Origin of the sequence: Amycolatopsis kentuckyensis (assembly GCF_041679295.1) — a bacterium.
Lineage (GTDB): Bacteria > Actinomycetota > Actinomycetes > Mycobacteriales > Pseudonocardiaceae > Amycolatopsis > Amycolatopsis kentuckyensis_A.
Genome location: NZ_JBGDMD010000005.1, coordinates 101,738 through 119,220 on the forward strand (window position 1 = coordinate 101,738; position 17,483 = coordinate 119,220).

12 protein-coding genes are annotated in these 17,483 nt (G+C 71.7%); 9 read left to right on the forward strand and 3 right to left on the reverse strand.

The genetic code is table 11. The features are described from left to right. The first annotated feature begins 102 nt into the window (after nucleotides 1–102). The gene (locus ACERZO_RS21495; protein ID WP_372667199.1) at nucleotides 103–1,254 is read left to right on the forward strand and encodes a sensor histidine kinase; all 1,152 of its coding nucleotides are present in this window, start codon (nucleotides 103–105) and stop codon (nucleotides 1,252–1,254) included. Here the strand turns inward: ACERZO_RS21495 and ACERZO_RS21500 are convergent. Continuing rightward, nucleotides 1,228–1,866 carry a phosphoglycerate mutase family protein gene (locus ACERZO_RS21500; protein ID WP_372666519.1) on the reverse strand — a complete coding sequence of 213 codons (639 nt, stop codon included), beginning with the start codon at nucleotides 1,864–1,866 and terminating at the stop codon, nucleotides 1,228–1,230. The two genes, ACERZO_RS21495 and ACERZO_RS21500, sit on opposite strands and share 27 nt — an antisense overlap. 56 nt (nucleotides 1,867–1,922) lie before the next feature. Between ACERZO_RS21500 and ACERZO_RS21505 the strand changes: the two genes are divergently transcribed. The 8 genes from ACERZO_RS21505 (at nucleotide 1,923) to ACERZO_RS21540 (ending at nucleotide 15,532) form a co-directional block, all read left to right on the forward strand. Beyond that, a complete protein-coding gene (locus ACERZO_RS21505; protein ID WP_372666520.1) occupies nucleotides 1,923–3,941 on the forward strand; it encodes a cytochrome c oxidase assembly protein in 2,019 nt (672 codons plus the stop codon). 117 nt (nucleotides 3,942–4,058) lie between these two features. Next, nucleotides 4,059–5,735, forward strand: a complete 1,677-nt coding sequence (gene ettA, locus ACERZO_RS21510; RefSeq protein ID WP_372666521.1) for an energy-dependent translational throttle protein EttA — start codon at nucleotides 4,059–4,061, stop codon at nucleotides 5,733–5,735. Nucleotides 5,736–5,751: 16 nt separating this feature from the next. Beyond that, a complete protein-coding gene (locus ACERZO_RS21515; RefSeq protein WP_372666522.1) occupies nucleotides 5,752–8,247 on the forward strand; it encodes a hypothetical protein in 2,496 nt (831 codons plus the stop codon). Nucleotides 8,248–8,726: 479 nt separating this feature from the next. Next, nucleotides 8,727–13,712: an NAD-glutamate dehydrogenase gene (locus ACERZO_RS21520; protein ID WP_372666523.1), complete on the forward strand. Its 4,986-nt coding sequence runs from the start codon at nucleotides 8,727–8,729 to the stop codon at nucleotides 13,710–13,712. Beyond that, on the forward strand, nucleotides 13,709–14,128 hold the full coding sequence (locus ACERZO_RS21525; RefSeq protein ID WP_372666524.1) for an acyl-CoA thioesterase: 420 nt from the start codon (nucleotides 13,709–13,711) through the stop codon (nucleotides 14,126–14,128). The genes ACERZO_RS21520 and ACERZO_RS21525 overlap by 4 nt, the downstream gene beginning before the upstream one ends. Next, the gene (locus tag ACERZO_RS21530) at nucleotides 14,121–14,756 is read left to right on the forward strand and encodes a hypothetical protein (protein ID WP_372666525.1); all 636 of its coding nucleotides are present in this window, start codon (nucleotides 14,121–14,123) and stop codon (nucleotides 14,754–14,756) included. Before ACERZO_RS21525 ends, ACERZO_RS21530 begins: the two co-directional genes overlap by 8 nt. Before the next feature lie 53 nt (nucleotides 14,757–14,809). Continuing rightward, complete coding sequence (locus ACERZO_RS21535) at nucleotides 14,810–15,058, forward strand: hypothetical protein (RefSeq protein WP_372666526.1); 249 nt, start codon at nucleotides 14,810–14,812, stop codon at nucleotides 15,056–15,058. A gap of 39 nt (nucleotides 15,059–15,097) precedes the next feature. Continuing rightward, entirely contained in the window at nucleotides 15,098–15,532 is a 435-nt protein-coding gene (locus tag ACERZO_RS21540) for a hypothetical protein (RefSeq protein WP_372666527.1), read from the forward strand. Here ACERZO_RS21540 and ACERZO_RS21545 read toward each other — a convergent pair. Next, nucleotides 15,529–17,079: a glycoside hydrolase family 13 protein gene (locus ACERZO_RS21545; protein ID WP_372666528.1), complete on the reverse strand. Its 1,551-nt coding sequence runs from the start codon at nucleotides 17,077–17,079 to the stop codon at nucleotides 15,529–15,531. The two genes, ACERZO_RS21540 and ACERZO_RS21545, sit on opposite strands and share 4 nt — an antisense overlap. Then, nucleotides 17,076–17,459, reverse strand: a complete 384-nt coding sequence (locus tag ACERZO_RS21550; RefSeq protein ID WP_364456271.1) for a globin — start codon at nucleotides 17,457–17,459, stop codon at nucleotides 17,076–17,078. Before ACERZO_RS21550 ends, ACERZO_RS21545 begins: the two co-directional genes overlap by 4 nt. Nucleotides 17,460–17,483 lie beyond the last annotated feature (24 nt).

The window sequence follows — 17,483 nt, forward strand, 5'->3', positions numbered from 1 at the left end:
AAGCTGAGCGCGTCGTAAGCTGAAATGAATGAGCCGACGTTACGAGTTCAGGTGGGCTGGTCAGGGTAGGGGCCTTGACCCGGGGAGGACGTCGTGAGGGTTGTGCTGCTCGGCGGCGCGGGGGCGCTCGCCGGCGGAGCCGGGCTCCCGCTCGTGCAGGGGGCGGTGCCGAGGCTCGTGCTCGTGCCGGTCGCGTTCCGGCTCGCGTTGTTCCTGCAGGCGATCTGGGCCGGCGGCCCCCTGGGCGCGCCGGTGCTCGGCCTGGCCATCGCGCTGTACCTCGTGCCGAACCTGGCCGAGGTGGCCTGGGTCTTCCACCGCAGCACGGGCATCCGGCCCGTGCTCGTCGCCGACACCGCGTACACGCTCGTGACGAGCTTCGCGGCGGCGGTGTTCGCTCCGGCTCTGCTTCCCCTGACCTGGCCGAACATCATGGGCACGGTCATGGTCTGGACGCTGCTGCGCGGCGCCCCCGCCGGGGCCGTCGCGATCACCGGCGCCGTGCTCCTGCGCTACGGCATGGCCGTGGTGTCCGGGACGGCGGCGCCCGCGACGTGGATCGTGCTCGCCCTGGTCGCGGCCGCCGCGACGGCGCTGGCGATCGTCATGCTGGTCGCCGGCTCGATGCGGTTCGCGCACCGGCTGGGGGAGCAGCGCGGCCGGGCCGCCGAACGCGAGCGGCACCGGCGCGACGTCCACGACACCGTCCTGCAGGTGATGGAGTCGCTCGCGCTGCCGGCGCCCCGCGACGCCCTCGACCCGGTCGGCAGCCTCGACCAGGTCCGCAGCATCGCCCGCGCGCACGCGTTGCGCCTGAGACTCAGCCTCGACGGCGACGCGCCCGCCGAGCCGGGCGGCCTCGAGCATCGCCTCGGCGCGCTCGCGGTCGAGATGACGGCGGAAGGCCTGCGCGTCGACCTCGTCCCGCTCGCGAAGCCATCCGACGTCCCCGAGAGCGTCGTCAACTCCTTGCACGACGCTGCCCGCGAAGCGCTGCGAAACACCTTGAAGCACGCGAAAACGTCGAAAGCCGTCATGTGCCTCGAAGAGCACGACGGTGTCGTCACGGTCTCCGTGCGCGACCACGGAACGGGTTTCGACGTCGGCGCGCGCCGCGGTGGCTTCGGCATCGAGAACTCGATCCACGCCCGGCTGGCCGAGATCGGCGGCACCGCGCGGATCGACTCGGCGCCCGGCCAGGGCACCCGCGTCGTGCTGACCGCGCCGCTAGAGCTGAGTTTCCCCGTCGGGTGAGTCGCGCCACTGCGCGAACGGGCGGTCGAGCGACCACTTGCCGTCGGACTCGGAAAGGACGCGGTATTCGCAGGTCCCCGGGTTGGACAGCGACTCGAACAGCTCGATGCTCCAGCCGAACAGCCGGCGGCACAGCAGCCGCAGCGTGAGCCCGTGCGAGACGATCAGGACCGTCTCGGGGTGACTTTCGTCGCGCAGGCGCAGGTCCGAGAGGAACGCGGCGACGCGGTCGTCGACGTCCGCACCCGACTCGCCGAACGGCAGCCGGTAGAAGAAGTGCCCGAACTCGTTGCGCCGCGCCTTCTGGACCTCCTGCTCGGCCGGGTCCTGCAGGTTGCCCCAGTCCTGCTCGCGCAGCCGGGGCTCCTGGAGCAGCCGCTCGCAGGACGCCCGGATGTCCAACAGCCGCAACGTCTCCCGCGTCCGCAGGTACGGGCTGACGTAGACGGCGGGCCGCTCGCCGTCGAGCAGCCGGGCGATCTCCGGACCCGCGGCAAGCGCTTCCCGCTCGCCCTTCGCCGTCAGCGGCAGGGCGTGGTCGGGGATCCGCGTGTAGGCGAGCTCGTCGACGTTGCCGAGCGACTCGGCGTGCCGCAGCAGGATCATTCGCACGCTCCCATCCTGCCCGTCACACGGGTCTGACCGGGGCTGGGCATACCCTCAGTGGCGTGTCCGCGACGAAATCCGACGTCCCCACCCAGCGCCGGGCCAGTGTGCTGCCCCTGCTCGCGGTCGGCGTGCTGCTGGCCGCCGTCGTCGCGATCGGGCTGATCGCGCTCACCGGCGGCGCCGGGTACGTCATCGCCGGCCTGCCGGATCCGGGGCTGGTCACCAAGTACGGCATCACGGTCATGCGCGTGCTCTCGGAAGCCGCGTCGGTGATCTGCGTCGGCTCGCTGCTGCTGGCCGCGTTCCTGGTGCCGCCGCAGAAGTCCGGCACGCTCGGCCCGGAGGGCTACGGCGCCCTGCGCGCGGCGGGGATCGCCGCCTGGGTGTGGGTCGGCGCGGCCCTGCTCTCGGTCGCGTTCACCGCCGCCGACACCGCCGGGAAGCCGTTCGGCGACGTCCTGGACCCGCAGACGCTGCTCGACCTCGTCGGCGCCATCGAACAGCCCAAGGCCTGGCTGTGGACGGCGCTGATCGCCGTCCTCGTCGCTCTCGGCTGCCGGCTCGCGCTGTCCTGGGGCTGGACGGCCGTGCTGTTCTTCCTGGCCGTCGGCGGGCTGATCCCGGTGGCGGTCACCGGCCACTCCGCCAGCGGCGGCTCGCATGACGTCGCCACCAACAGCCTGCTGTTCCACCTGGTCGCCGCGTCCCTCTGGGTCGGCGGCCTGGTCGCCCTGCTGGCCCTCGGGTACCGGCGCGGCAACCACCTGAGCCTGGCCGCGCAGCGGTTCTCGCGCCTGGCGCTGGTGTGCTGGATCGTGATGGCGATCTCCGGCGTGATCAACGCGCTCGTCCGGATCGGCCTCAACGACCTCTTCACCACCGACTACGGCCTCCTGGTCGTCGCCAAGACGGTCGCGCTGCTGCTGCTCGGCGTCTTCGGCCACCAGCAGCGGCAGAAGGGCGTGGCGGACCTCGTCGACGGCAAGGGCGGCGCGCAGCTGCTGCGGCTGGCCGCGGTCGAGATCCTGATCATGTTCGTCACGATCGGGATCGCGTCCGGGCTGGCCAGGACGCCGCCACCGGCGGACGCGATCACCCAGCCGTCCACCACCGAGCTGCTGATCGGCTACAACCTCGACGGCCCGCCGACGGTGTGGCGCCTGCTCTTCGACACCCGCTTCGACCTGGTCTACGGCACGCTCGCGCTCGTCCTCGGCGGCCTGTACCTGGCCGGCGTGCGGCGGCTGCTGCGCCGCGGCGACACCTGGCCGGTGGGCCGCACGGTCTCCTGGATCGTCGGCTGCGTGGTGCTGCTGATCGCGACGTCGTCGGGCATCGGCCGCTACGCGCCCGCGATGTTCAGCGTGCACATGGGCAACCACATGCTGCTGTCGATGGTGGCGCCGGTCCTGTTCGTGCTCGGCGGGCCGGTGACGCTCGCGCTGCGCGCCCTGCCCGCGGCCGGCAAGGACGCCCCGCCGGGGTCGCGCGAGTGGCTCGTCGCGGCGGTGCACTCGCCGGTGTCGCGGTTCCTCACGCACCCGGTCGTCGCGCTGCTGCTGTTCGTCGGCTCGTTCTACGCGCTGTACTTCTCCGGCCTGTTCGACACCGCGCTGAACTACCACTGGGCGCACCTGGCGATGAACGCGCACTTCCTGCTCGCCGGCTACGTCTTCTACTGGCCCGTGATCGGCGTCGACCCGGCGCCGCGGCGGATCCCGTACCTCGGCCGGCTCGGCATGATGTTCGCCGCGATGCCGTTCCACGCCTTCTTCGGCGTGATCCTGATGAGCAAGCAGACCGTCGTCGGGCAGGCGTTCTACAGCCAGCTGCACCTGCCGTGGGTGACCGACCTGCTGTCCGACCAGCGGCTCGGCGGCGGCATCGCGTGGGCGTCCGGCGAGCTCCCGGTGCTGCTCGTGCTGATCGCGCTGCTGGTGCAGTGGTCGCGCCAGGACGAGCGCGAGGCGAAGCGGCGTGACCGGCGCGAAGCGGTGACCGGAGACGAAGAGCTGAACGCCTACAACGCGATGCTGAAGAACCTCGCGGAGGGGAAGCGACCCTCGGGTTCCAGTTGAGGTTGAGGGCTCGGCCGGGTGCGGAAAACAGCGCTTCCGGTGATCCGGGACTGACTTTCGGTAGTCCGACGGTGACCGGCGTCAGGTCGCGATCAGGTGCGCTCTACGATCGTCGGTATGGCCGAGTTCATCTACACCATGAAGAAGGTGCGCAAGACCGTCGGGGACAAGGTCATCCTCGACGACGTCAGCACCGCGTTCTACCCCGGCGCCAAGATCGGCGTGGTCGGGCCGAACGGTGCCGGTAAGTCCACCGTTCTCAAGATCATGGCGGGGATCGAGCAGGCCAGCAACGGCGAGGCGTTCCTCCAGCCCGGTGCGAGCGTCGGCATCCTCATGCAGGAGCCGGAGCTCAACGAGGAGAAGACGGTCCGGCAGAACGTCGAGGAGGGGCTCGGCGAGATCAAGACCAAGCTCGACCGCTACAACGAGATCGCCGAGCTGATGGCGACCGACTACAGCGACGAGCTCATGGAGGAGATGGGCAAGCTCCAGGAGGACCTGGACCACGCCGACGCCTGGGAGCTCGACTCGACCGTCGAGCAGGCCATGGACGCGCTGCGCTGCCCGCCGGCCGACGAAGGCGTCTCGCACCTCTCCGGGGGTGAGCGCCGCCGCGTCGCGCTGTGCAAGCTGCTGCTGTCGGCGCCCGACCTGCTGCTGCTCGACGAGCCCACCAACCACCTGGACGCCGAGAGTGTCCTGTGGCTGGAGCAGTTCCTGGCCCGCTACGCCGGCGCTGTCCTCGCCGTCACCCACGACCGGTATTTCCTCGACAACGTGGCCCAGTGGATCATGGAGCTGGACCGCGGCCGCGTCGTCGGCTACGAGGGCAACTACTCGACGTACCTGGAGAAGAAGCGCGAGCGCCTCGAGGTCCAGGGCAAGAAGGACGCGAAGCTCGCGAAGCGCCTGAAGACCGAGCTCGAGTGGGTCCGGTCCAACGCCAAGGCGCGCCAGACGAAGTCCCGGTCGCGGCTCGACCGCTACGAGGAGATGGCGGCGGAGGCGGACAAGCACCGCAAGCTCGACTTCGAAGAGATCCAGATCCCGCCGGGCCCGCGGCTGGGCAACGTCGTGGTCGAGGTCGAGAAGCTGCAGAAGGGCTTCGACGGCCGCGTGCTCATCGACGGGCTGTCGTTCAACCTCCCCCGCAACGGCATCGTCGGCGTGATCGGCCCGAACGGCGTCGGCAAGACGACGCTGTTCAAGACCATCGTCGGGCTCGAGGAGCCGGACGACGGCGTGGTCAAGATCGGCGAGACGGTCAAACTGTCCTATGTGGACCAGAACCGCGGCGGGATCGACCCGAAGAAGACCGTCTGGCAGGTCGTCTCCGACGAGCTGGACTACATCCACGTCGGCCAGACCGAAATGCCGTCGCGGGCGTACGTCAGCGCGTTCGGCTTCAAGGGCCCGGACCAGCAGAAGCCGGCGGGCGTGCTCTCCGGTGGTGAGCGCAACCGGCTCAACCTGGCGCTGACGCTCAAGCAGGGCGGGAACCTGATCTTGCTCGACGAGCCGACGAACGACCTGGACGTCGAGACGCTGGGCTCGCTGGAGAACGCGCTGGAGCAGTTCCCCGGCTGCGCCGTCGTGATCTCCCACGACCGGTGGTTCCTCGACCGGGTCGCCACGCACATCCTCGCCTGGGAAGGCACGGACGAAGACCCGGCCAAGTGGTTCTGGTTCGAGGGCAACTTCGAGGGGTACGAGAAGAACAAGGTCGAGCGCCTCGGCGCCGAGGCGGCGCGGCCGCACCGTGTCACCCATCGCAAGCTGACCCGCGACTGAGGGGGCGGGTTTCCCCGTGGAAGCCAGCGAACAGCACCGGACGGGCCCGTCCTCCCGCGGGGAGGGCGGGCGCTCCGTCCATGCCGGGGAAACCCTCTCCGCAGTCGGCCGGCTGATCGAACGCGCGGACGCGCTGCACCTGCGCGCGCCCGAACTCGCGCTGGTCCTCGGTGAGCGCGCGGCCGCGCTCTCGGAGGCCGCCGGCGCCGACGAACAGTGGATCCGGGCCGAGAGCCTGGTCGTCTCCGCGCGTGTCCGGCTCGGGATGCGGCCGAGCACGGTCGGGCGCGCGGTCGCGGCCCTGCGCGCGGCCGAGCACGCCGGCTACGGCGACATCGCCGCCCGGCTGCGCATCGACCTCGCCGTGTGCGCGCGCAGCCTGGGCGTGCCGCTGACCGGGCTCGCCGCATTGCGGCCGGTGCTCACCGACCCGGTCGTCTCGCCGGTGCACCGCGCCGCCGCGTTGACGCACCTGGTCGGCTGCCTCGGGTTGCTGGGGCGGAAGGCCGAGCTGGACCGCGTGCTCGTCGAGGCGGACAAGCTCGTCCTCGGCGACGAGTCCCTGGGCGCGGACACCCAGCTGCTGGTCCGCGCGTTGCTGCGCGTCGGCACGGCGGCGCACCGGCGCCGGCACGGCGATCTGACAGCGGCGGCCGACGCCGCCCGGACGGGTTTGGGCTTCCTGGAGAAGCTGGACAACCCGGCCGACGACGGCGGCCTCGTCCGGATCCGGCTGGTGCTGCTGCTGGTCAGCACGCTGCTCGACCGCGGCGACACGGAAATGGCGTACGAGATCGCCGAGCCGGTGCTGGCCGAGCCGGTGCGCGCGGCGGGCGTCGCGCCGATGGGCTGGCTGCGGCTGGCCGTCGCGACGCGCATCCACCTGCCCGCGGGCTCCGGGGAAGCGGCCACCGAACTGGTCCGCGAAGCCGTGGCGAGCACCGACCGGCACGGGCTGTCCGCGGTGACCGCGCGGTTGTGGCTGGAGCTGGCGCAGCTGGAGGAGCGGTTCGGGCAGGCCGAGGAGGCCATCGCGTGCCTGTACCGCTCGCGGGCGGCCGAACAGCTGCACGCGCGGTCGCGGCGGCAGGCGTGCAACGTGCTGGCCGGCGAGTTCGGCACGGGCGAGCCGGCGTCGATCGACCTCGACGAGGTGCTGAAGGCGGTGCCGTCGCGGCCGGTTCCGGTCGTGGCCGCCGAACCGGCGGCCGAGCCCGTCGCCCCGGTCGCGCCCGCGCCGAAGGCTCCGGCCTGGTCGTTCGGCCGTGAGGAGACGCCGGAGCCGCAACCGGCGCCCGCGTGGTCGTTCGAGCGGCCGCGGGTGACCGCCGACGCCGCCGAGACGTCGGTGATGCCGGCGGTGCGGGACGAGCCCACCGAGCCGCGCGTGCGCCCGGAGCCGGTGGTCGTGGAACGGCGGCGGCCCGAGCCGGCCGAGGCCCGGCCGACGGGACGCCGGCGCGAGCCGGAGCCGATCGAGGTGCGGCCGGCGGAAGCCGAGCCGGTACGCCCGGAACCGGAGCCCATCGAGGTCCGGACGGCGCCCGCCCGTCGGCCCGCGCTGGAGCCCATCGAGGTGAAGATCGCGCCCGTCGAGCCGGAGCGCCGGGCCGAACCCGCCGAACCCGCACGCCGGCGTGAGCCGACCGAGGTGCGGTCGGCTTCCGTCGACCCGCCGTGGCGGCGTGAGTCGCCCGGCCAGGCGCGGCCGCTTCCGCCGGAACCCGCCGAAGCGCAGCCGTCCGGACGCCGTCGCGCGCCGGAGGCCCCCGCCGAGCCGATCGAGGTCCGGACCGCGCCGGCGCCCGAGCCGCCGCCGCAGGAAAGCGAGAAGCCCAAGTTCTCCTGGGCCGCCGTCGCGCAAGAGCGGCTGCGGGAGACCGCCGCCGAGCGTGAATCGGCGCCCACGCGGATCACGCCCGCCTTGCCGCTGGCGCCCGAGCCCGCCGCCGAACGGGAGCCGCGGCGCGAACCGCAGCCGTCGACGCGGCACGACTCCGAGCACGGTTCCGAGGCCGCCCGGTCGGTGCTGGACCGCCTCGGCATCTCGTCGTCGGGCGGGGCGGGTGGCGGGCGACGCCGGGCGGAGGACGCCGAAACCCGCGCGGAGGAACCGCCCCCGCGGCCCGAGCCGGAACTGGCCCCGCCGCCGCGGCCGGAGGACCAGCCGCCGTCGGTGCCGGACTACCGCGACGAAGCCGAGCCCTGGCTGCCGCGGCTGCGGATGCCGCCGTCGCTGGAGCCGATGGAGGACTTCGGCCACTGGACCCCGGCGACGGCACCGTTCCCGGAGAGCTACGCGCGCGCGATCGCGGAGGACGAGCCCCCGCCGGACGCGGGCCTCGCCGACCTCCTCGCCCGCGCGCTGGCGGAGCACCAGGCGGGCACCGCGAGCGCCGCCGCGCTCGTCAAGCAGCTGGGTTCGCAGGACACCGGCCGCCGCAACGGGCACGGCCGCAACGGCCACGGCGCCGAGGTCTCGGACTCCCGCCGCCACGGCTCGGGCGACTGACCCCGAACCGCGCCGCCGCGGTCTTGAATGACTCATTCAGGGCACCGGAGGTCCTGAACGACTCATTCAAGACGTCGCCGAAGGTCGGTCTGATCGGCCTCCGGTCGCCGAGACACCCCTATTCGTCGCCGACTCGCCACCGGGCCGCGCGAGTGGTGTCCGTCGCACCCCGAAGGTCGCCGACCGGCCGCCGGGCTTCGCCGAACGGCACCCGCCCGGCCCGACTGAACCGATCACGTTGGCTCCGCAGCAGGTAACGCCCGTCGAGCCCGGCTGGTCAGCGCCGCGGACGCCGCCGGAAGGCAACCCGTCAGTAGCTTGACCGATCACGCGAATCCGCTGGCCGGGAAGGGTTTTCCGGATCTGGGGAACCCCCGGGTCTTCATGCGTTCCCCGACCGCGGCGCATTAGTGTGGGGTGGTCCGGTTCACCGCCGAACCGGACCGGTACCACCCACGCACACTGGAGAGTTGCCTCGAATGAGCTCGACCGGAGTCTCGTCCCCACCCGGAACCGGAGCCGCCACCGAACCGGAGTTCGACCGGCGTTCCCCGGCCAGCCCGGAACAGATCAGGGACGACCTGATCGACGCCGCGGCCGGCCTGGCACCGGAGATCGGGGAGCTCATCCGGCTCTACTACCGGCACATCCCGGCCGAGGAGATCGTCGGCGACGAGCCCGTCAACCTCGTCGGCGCGGTGCGCTCGCACCTGCAGCTCGCCAAGTCCCGGATGCCCGGCCGCCCGGCCGTGCGGCTGCTCAACCCGACCGTCGCCGAAGACGGGTGGGCGCGCGAAGCCACCGTCGTGCAGGTCGTCACCGACGACATGCCCTACCTGGTCGACTCGATCGCCGCCGAGTTCGCCCGTGACGGCGTGCAGGTGCAGCGGATCGTCCACCCGATCGTCGTCGTCAGCCGCGACCTGACCGGCGAGCTCCAGGAAGTCCACCCCGACGCCGACCCGGCCGAGCCGCCCGCGAACTCGGCCGCCGAGTCGTGGATGTACATCGAGATCGACTTCGTCACCGACCCGAACCGGGCCCGCGAACTCGACAACCGCCTCTCCAGCGTCCTCGGGGACGTCCGCGAGGTCGTCGAGGACGCCGAGAAGATGGCCCAGACGGCCTGCCAGCTGGCGAGCGAACTGGAAACCGACCCACCGAAGCTGCCCGAGGCCGAGGTCGCCGAGGGCGCCCGCCTGCTGCGCTGGCTGGCCGACGGGCACTTCACCTTCCTCGGCTACCGCCGCTACGAGCTGATCGAAAACCCGCACCCGGACGCCGGCGACCCGGCCCTGCGCGCGGTTCTTGCGTCGGGCCTCGGGGTCCTGCGCCAGGACAGCCTGGCCGCCCGTGGCCTCACCGTCGGGCCGGACACCGCGGCCACCGCGCTCGCGCCGTCGCTGCTGGTGCTGACCCAGGCGAGCGCGCCCTCGACCGTGCACCGGCCGGTCTACCCGTACTACGTCGGCGTGAAGACCTTCGACGCCGAAGGCAAGGTCACCGGCGAACACCGCTTCCTCGGCATGTTCACCACGACCGCGCTGCACGAGAACGTCCTCGACATCCCGGTGGTCTGCAACCGCGTCCGCGAGGTCATCCACCGCGCCGGGTTCCCGATGGAGTCCTTCTCCGGCCAGCGGATGCTCGAGGTGCTGCAGAACTGGCCGCGCGCCGACCTGTTCTCCGCCGACACCGATTCGCTGTACTCGACGACGACCGGCGCGATCACGCTGTCGGATCGCCGCCGGCTGCGGCTGTTCCTGCGCCGCGACCCGTACGGCCGCTTCTACTCCTGCCTCGTCTACCTCCCGCAGGACCGCTACACGACGCGGTCCCGGCTGGCGATGCAGGAAGTCCTGCTCGAGGAGCTCGAGGGCACCCAGCTCGAATACAGCGCGCGGATCGGCGAGACGGTCCTCGCTCAGGTGCACTTCATGGTCCACACCGATCCCGCGCGCCGGCTCGAGCCGGACACGGCGAAGATCCAGGACCGGCTGAACGACGCCGTCCGCAGCTGGGACGACCGGATGGTCGAGGCGGTCCTCGACGAGCGCCGCGAGCAGTCCGACGGCGGCGTGGCCGTCGGCGTCCTCGGCGAGGAGTCGGCGACCGAGCAGGGCCAGCGCTTCGCGAGCGTCTTCCCGGAGGGCTACAAGGAGGACTTCTCGGCCCGCGAGGCGCTGGCCGACCTCCGCGCCCTCGACTCGCTGACCGACGAGGGCGACCTCGCGCTGTCGTTCTACCGGCCGTCCGACGCCGAACCGGGCGAACGCCGCTTCAAGCTGTACCTGCGCGGCGAGGGCGTCACGCTGTCGAAGGTGCTGCCGGTGCTGCAGGCCATGGGCGTCGAGGTGGTCGACGAACGGCCGTACGAGCTGCACCGCGAAGACGGCGGCGCCTGCTGGATCTACGACTTCGGCCTGCGCGTCGCCCAGAAGGTGCTCGACGAGACCGACGACCACGCGGTCGACCAGCTGCGCGGCCGGTTCCAGGACGCCTTCGAGGCCGCCTGGCGCGGGGACGCCGAGGTGGACGGGCTCAACGCCCTGGTGCTGCGCGCCGGGCTCACCTGGCGGCAGGTGGCCGTGCTGCGCGCGTACTCGCGGTACCTGCGCCAGGCCGGCAGCGCGTTCTCCCAGGACTACATCCAGAACACGCTGGTGAACCACACCCAGGTCGCCACGAAGCTGCTGCGGCTGTTCGAGGCCCGCTTCGACCCCCAGCTCGGCGACGCCGACCGCGAGGCGGCCACCGAAGCGCTCGCCGGTGAGCTGAGCGCGATGATCGACGAGGTCACCAGCCTCGACGAGGACCGCATCCTGCGCCGGCTGATGGCCGTCATCCGGGCGACGCTGCGGACGAACTACCACGTCCGCGACCGCGACGGGAATCCCCGCCAGTACCTGGCGATCAAGCTCGACCCGGCCGGCGTGCCCGACCTGCCGGAGCCGCGGCCGCGGTTCGAGATCTTCGTGTACTCGCCGCGCGTCGAAGGCGTGCACCTGCGCTTCGGCGAGGTCGCGCGCGGTGGCCTGCGCTGGTCGGACCGGCGCGAGGACTTCCGCACCGAGATCCTCGGCCTGGTCAAGGCGCAGGCGGTGAAGAACGCGGTGATCGTGCCGGTCGGCGCGAAGGGCGGCTTCGTCGTGAAGAGCCCGCCCGCCGCGACCGGCGACGCGAGCATCGACCGCGATGCCCAGCTGAACGAGGGCATCGCCTGCTACCGCATGTTCATCTCCGGCCTGCTCGACCTGACCGACAACCGGATCGAGGGCAAGACCGTGCCCGCGCCGGGCGTCGTCCGGCACGACGCCGACGACTCGTACCTGGTCGTCGCGGCCGACAAGGGCACCGCGAAGTTCTCCGACATCGCGAACGAGGTCTCGGCGCAGTACGGCTTCTGGCTCGGCGACGCGTTCGCCTCCGGCGGCTCGGTCGGCTACGACCACAAGGCCATGGGCATCACCGCGAAGGGTGCCTGGGAGAGCGTCAAGCGGCACTTCCGCGAGCTGGGCAAGGACACCCAGACCGAGGACTTCACCGTCGTCGGCATCGGCGACATGATGGGCGACGTCTTCGGCAACGGCATGCTGCTCTCGGAGCACATCCGGCTCGTCGCGGCGTTCAACCACATGCACGTGTTCCTGGACCCGCACCCGGACGCGGCGGCGTCGTACGCCGAGCGCCGCCGGCTGTTCGACCTGCCGCGCAGCTCGTGGGACGACTACGACCGCTCGCTGATCAGCGAAGGCGGCGGGATCTACCCGCGCACGGCGAAGTCGATCCCGATCAGCCCGCAGGTCCGCGCGTCGCTCGGGCTCGAAGAAGGCGTCACCGCGCTGGCGCCGATGGACCTGATCCAGGCCATCCTGCTGGCCCCGGTCGAGCTGCTGTGGAACGGCGGCATCGGCACGTACGTCAAGGCGGAGAGCGAATCCCACGCCGCGGCCGGCGACAAGGCCAACGACGCCATCCGCGTCGACGGCAAGCAGCTGCGCGTCAAGGTCTTCGGCGAAGGCGGCAACCTCGGTCTCACGCAGCTGGGCCGGATCGAGTTCGCCCGGGGCGGCGGCAAGATCAACACCGACGCGCTCGACAACTCGGCCGGCGTCGACTGCTCCGACCACGAGGTCAACATCAAGATCCTGCTCGACCACCTCGTGCAGACCGGCAAGCTGGAGCGCGAGCAGCGCAACGAACTGCTGGAAGAGATGACCGACGAGGTCGGCGCGCTGGTGCTCAAGGACAACTACCGGCAGAACGCCGTCCTCGGCGTCAGCCGGGCGCACGCCGCGCCGATGCTGTCGGTGCACGCGCGCCAGGTGCAGGCGCTGGTGTCCGCGGGCGCGTTCGACCGCAAGCTCGAAGCGCTGCCGAGCAACTCGGAGTTCCGCGAGCTGGAGAAGGCGGGCAAGGGCCTCACGTCACCGGAGCTGGCGACGCTGCTCGCGCACGTCAAGCTGGAGCTGAAGGACGAGCTGCTGGCCAGCGACCTGCCCGACTCGAAGGTGTTCGCGGCCCGGCTGCCCGAGTACTTCCCGAAGCCGCTGCGCGAGCGGTTCGGCTCCGCGATCGGCGAACACCCGCTGCGCCGCCAGATCATCACCACGCTGATCGCCAACGAGGTGGTCGACGGCGGCGGCATCTCCTTCGTCTACCGGCTGATGGAGGAGATGAACGCGACCGCGACCGACGCGGTGCGCGCGTACGCCGTGGTCACGCAGGTGTTCGACCTGCCCGCCCTCTGGCAGGAGATCGACGCGCTCGACAACGTCGTGCACACCGACGTCGCCAACGAGATGGTGCTGGAGACGCGCCGGCTGCTCGACCGGGCCGCGCGCTGGTTCCTCACCAACCGGCCGCAGCCCCTCGCCCCGCTGTCGGAGATCAAGCGCTTCGGCCGCGTCCTCGGCGAACTGGTGCCGAAGATCGGCGACCTGCTGCGCGGCCGCGAGGCGGAGTCGGTGCAGAAGCACGTGGACGAGCTGATGGCCGCGAACGTGCCGGAGGAGCTGGCCCGCCGCGTCTCGCTGCTGCTGCACACGTACGGCCTGCTGGACGTGACCGAGGTCGCCGAGCTCGCCGAGCAGCAGATCGGCGTCGACGCGACGCACAGCCCGGCGGAGACGGCGGAGCTGTACTACGCGCTTTCGGACCACCTGGACGTCGACAAGATGCTGACCGAGATCAGCGCGCTCGAACGAGGCAACCGCTGGCACGCGCTCGCCCGGCTTTCGCTGCGCGACGACGTCTACGGCTCGCTGCGGGCGATCACGCTGGACGCGTTGCGGCACAGCGATCCCGGCTCGTCCGGGGACGCGAAGATCGCGCAGTGGGAGAAGACGAACTCCTCGCGGCTGCAGCGGGCGCGCGTCGCGCTGGACGAGATCCACAAGTCCGGCCGGCTCGACCTGGCGACGCTTTCGGTGGCCGCGCGGCAGATCCGGAGCACGGTGCGGTGACCTACGTTTCGCACGTCCGCCCGCGCTGGACGGACATGGACGTCTACGGCCACATCAACCACGCGAAGATGGTGACGTTGCTCGAAGAGGCGCGGATCCCGCTCCTGTTCAAGGGCGCCGTCGAAGCCGGGCTGGACCAGCTGCCGAAGGGCATCGTCGTCGTCAAGCTGGAGGTGGCCTACAAGGCGCCGATCGTGGTGTCCGGGCAGCAGCTGCGCGTGGACATCGACCTGACGGAGCTGCGGGCGGCGAGCTTCACGCTGGCCTACCGGGTCCACACGGGGCCGGCCGGATCCGATCCGGTGGCGGTGACGGCCGAGACGGTGCTGGCGCCGTACGACACGGTCGCGTTGCGGCCGCGTAGGCTCATCCCGGCCGAGTCGGAGTTTCTGAAGCAGGGGTTCGCGGATGCCTGAGTTGTTCGTGCCGGACGCGGCCGACCGGGAGACCCTGGGCGCGTTCGTCGCCCGCGCGGTCCGGCTGGACGGCCAGACAGCCGTCCGGCTGCGGCAGCGGGGTGACGGCGTGGTCGAGGCCTGGACGGCGACGCCGTTCGAGTGCTTCGCGACGCGCGCGGTGGCCGGTGACGTCACCCCCGGCGACGTCACAGTGTCCGGCAACGAGCTGCTCGCGGCGCTGACCGTGGCGGGTGGGCCGCGGATGGACCCGGGCCCGGCCCGCGACCTGCTCTGGCACGGCGAGCTGCCCCCGTCCGGCCGCTGGCCGCTGGTCGACGAGCTGCCGGCGCGGGTCGTCGCGGAACTGGCCGACCGGGGCGTGACCCTGGCCCGGGACAACGCCGGTCCGCACGGCAACCCGCCGGCGTCGCTGATGGACCAGGCGGTGCTGATGGTGAGCGGCGAAGCGACCGAGGTCAAGGTCCAGATGCGCTGCCTGTTCGCGATGTCCGGCATGGGGTTCGTGGATGCGGACCTGGCCGAGGACGTCGTCCGCGTGTCGGCGACGGACTCGTGGCTGCGGCTGGACGCGCGCTACGGCGCGATAGTGCGGCGCCGGCACGCGTTGTTGCCGTTGTTGTTCTGACGGATTCCTTACGGCGGCCACCGTTCTTCACCGGGCGGTGGCACTCTGGAAGCATGCCCCCGGACGACGATCCGACCGCGGAGTTCCTCGACGGTGTCCGCGCCGAGGAAACGCCGTGGCGGCGCGACCGTCCGCCGGGGGAGCAGGCGCCGGAGCGCGCCGAGCGTCCTGAGAGGTGGGGCCGCGCGCGAGCGGCGGGCCGGGCGGCCGCCCAAGCCGCGCCCTACCTCCAGGCCGCGGCGCTCGTCGCGTGGCTGGCCAGTGGGGCCTTCGACGACGGTTCGGGCGATCAGAACGGCTGACGTGTTAGAGTCCGCGCCTTCCCTTGGGAGAGGCGGACGATGAGGTTTCCGGCGTTCACCGTGACCGTGACCCGCGAGGCCGGCCAGTGGATCGCGAAGGTGACTGACGGCGTCGAGGCCGCGGGCGAGTTCAAGCGGTTCCCCGACGTCGATCCGGGCATGCGCAAGGTCATCGCGAACCTGACCGGCCTCCCGCCCGAGCGGTTCTTCCTCCGCTGGCGGTACGAGTTCGAGGACCAGGACGCCACCGACCTCGTCCTGCAGTACCAGGAGGCGCACCGGATCGCCGAGGACGTCGCCGAGTGGCGGGAAGGCGTCCGCGCCCGCCTGGTCTCCACGCTGAACGGCCGGCTCTCGCAACGCGCGATCGCCGACCTCCTGGGTCTGTCGCACCAGCGCGTCAACCAGCTGGCGCGCGGTCCCGCACCCGAGGCGGCCGACGTCGGCAAGCCCGGCCGGTGGGTGCCGCTCTAAACCAGCCAGGCGGCCGAATCCGCGGGCAGCTTGCCGTCCACCAGCGGGCTGCTCGACAGCAGCACCTCACCCGGCGGCAGCGCGATCGGCGACGCGGACGTGTTCAACGCGCACACCAGCCCGCCACCCTTGCGCCGGAACGCGAAGCAGCCCGCCGGGGCGCCGTACCACTCCAGCTCCTCGCCGCCGAACGCCGGATGCGTCTTGCGCAGCTCGATCGCTTGGCGGTACAGGGAAAGCGTCGAATCGGCGTCCTCGATCTGCTTCTCGACCGTCAGCCCGGCCCACGACGGCGGCATCGGCAGCCACGTCCGCGGGTTGCGCGAGAACCCGAACGGCGGCAGGTCGCCCTCCCAGGGCAGCGGCACGCGGGAGACGTCCCGGCCGAACTCCGCGCCGCTCGTCTTCGCGCGCGGGTCGGCCATGTCGGCCGGCGCCAGCTCGACGTTCGCCAGCCCCAGCTCTTCGCCGTTGTACAGGTACACCGCGCCCGGCAGGGCCAGCTCCACGAGCGCCATCGCCCGCGCGCGCCGCACGCCGACGGCTCCGCCGCCGTAGCGGCTCACTTGCCGCCAGACGTCGTGGTTGCCGAGGGTCCACGTCGCCGGCGCGCCCGAGCGGGCGGGGACGGTCAGGGAGCGCTCGATGGCCGTGCGCATCGCGTCCGCGTCGAAGTGCGTCAGCACCAGGCGGAAGTTGAACGCCAGGTGCAGCTCGTCGGGCCGCAGGTAGCGGGACAGGCGCTCCTCGTCGGTCACCCAGATCTCGCCGACCGCCATCGCGTCCGGGAACTCGTCGAGCACCTTGCGGATCATCTGGTGGATCTCGTGGACGCCGTCGTGGTCCCAGCGCGGGTCGTAGTAGTGGCTCGGCCCGAGAGCGTCGGCGCGGGGATCCATGTCCGGCAGGCCGGGCGGCTTGGCCATGCCGTGCGCGACGTCGATGCGGAAGCCGTCGACCCCGCGCTCGAGCCAGAACCGCAGGGTGCGTTCGAGGTCGGCGGCGACCTCGGGGTTGGTCCAGTTGAGGTCCGGCTGCTGCGGCGCGAACAGGTGCAGGTACCACTGGCCGTCGGGCACCCGCGTCCACGCCGGGCCGCCGAACGCGCTGACCCAGTTGTTGGGCGGGTCCTCGCCCTTCGGGCCGACGCCGTCGCGGAAGATGTAGCGGTCGCGCTCCGGGCTGCCGGGCTTGGCCGCCATCGCGGACTTGAACCAGGCGTGCTGGTTGCTGGTGTGGTTCGGCACCACGTCCACGGTGACCTTGATGTTCCGCTTGTGCGCCTCGGTCAGCAGGACGTCGAAGTCGCCGAGGGTGCCGAACATCGGGTCGACGTCACGCGGGTCCGAGATGTCGTAGCCGTGGTCGGCCATCGGGGAGCGGTAGAACGGCGTCAGCCACAGCGCGTCCACGCCCAGCAGCTCAAGGTAACCGAGCCTGGAGTGGATGCCTTCCAGGTCTCCGACGCCGTCACCGTCCGAATCGGCGAACGAGCGCACGTAGACCTGGTAGAAGACGGCATCTCGCCACCAGGCGTCCTGTCTCATACGAAGCTGTTCATCATGCTGTGCGCGGCCATCTCCAGGTAGGCCCAGAGCTGCCCGCGGTACGGCTCTTCCAGGTTCTCCTCGTCGACGGCGATCCGGATGCAGCGCAGCCAGGCGTCCCGTTCGATCGGCCCGATCTTGAACGGCGCGTGCCGCATCCGCAGCCGCGGGTGCCCGCGCCGGTCGGAGTAGGTGTGCGGGCCGCCCCAGTACTGCATGAGGAAGAGCCGGAAGCGCTCCTCGGCCGGGCCGAGGTCCTCCTCGGGGTAGAGCGGGCGCAGGACCTCGTCACGCGCGACTTCCTCGTAGAACCGCGCGACGATCCGGCGGAACGTGGGTTCGCCGCCCACCGCTTCGTAGAGGTTCGCCGGTTCGCTCACTGCAGACACGCCTTCCATTTTGCC

Excerpts from the sequence above, each read along its gene's own strand:
- ettA (WP_372666521.1), top strand. The coding sequence starts at position 4,059 with ATGGCCGAGTTCATCTACACCATGAAGAAGGTGCGCAAGACCGTCGGG.
- ACERZO_RS21520 (WP_372666523.1), top strand. The coding sequence starts at position 8,727 with ATGAGCTCGACCGGAGTCTCGTCCCCACCCGGAACCGGAGCCGCCACC.
- ACERZO_RS21530 (WP_372666525.1), top strand. The coding sequence starts at position 14,121 with ATGCCTGAGTTGTTCGTGCCGGACGCGGCCGACCGGGAGACCCTGGGC.
- ACERZO_RS21535 (WP_372666526.1), top strand. The coding sequence starts at position 14,810 with ATGCCCCCGGACGACGATCCGACCGCGGAGTTCCTCGACGGTGTCCGC.
- ACERZO_RS21540 (WP_372666527.1), top strand. The coding sequence starts at position 15,098 with ATGAGGTTTCCGGCGTTCACCGTGACCGTGACCCGCGAGGCCGGCCAG.
- ACERZO_RS21545 (WP_372666528.1), bottom strand. The coding sequence starts at position 17,079 with ATGAGACAGGACGCCTGGTGGCGAGATGCCGTCTTCTACCAGGTCTAC.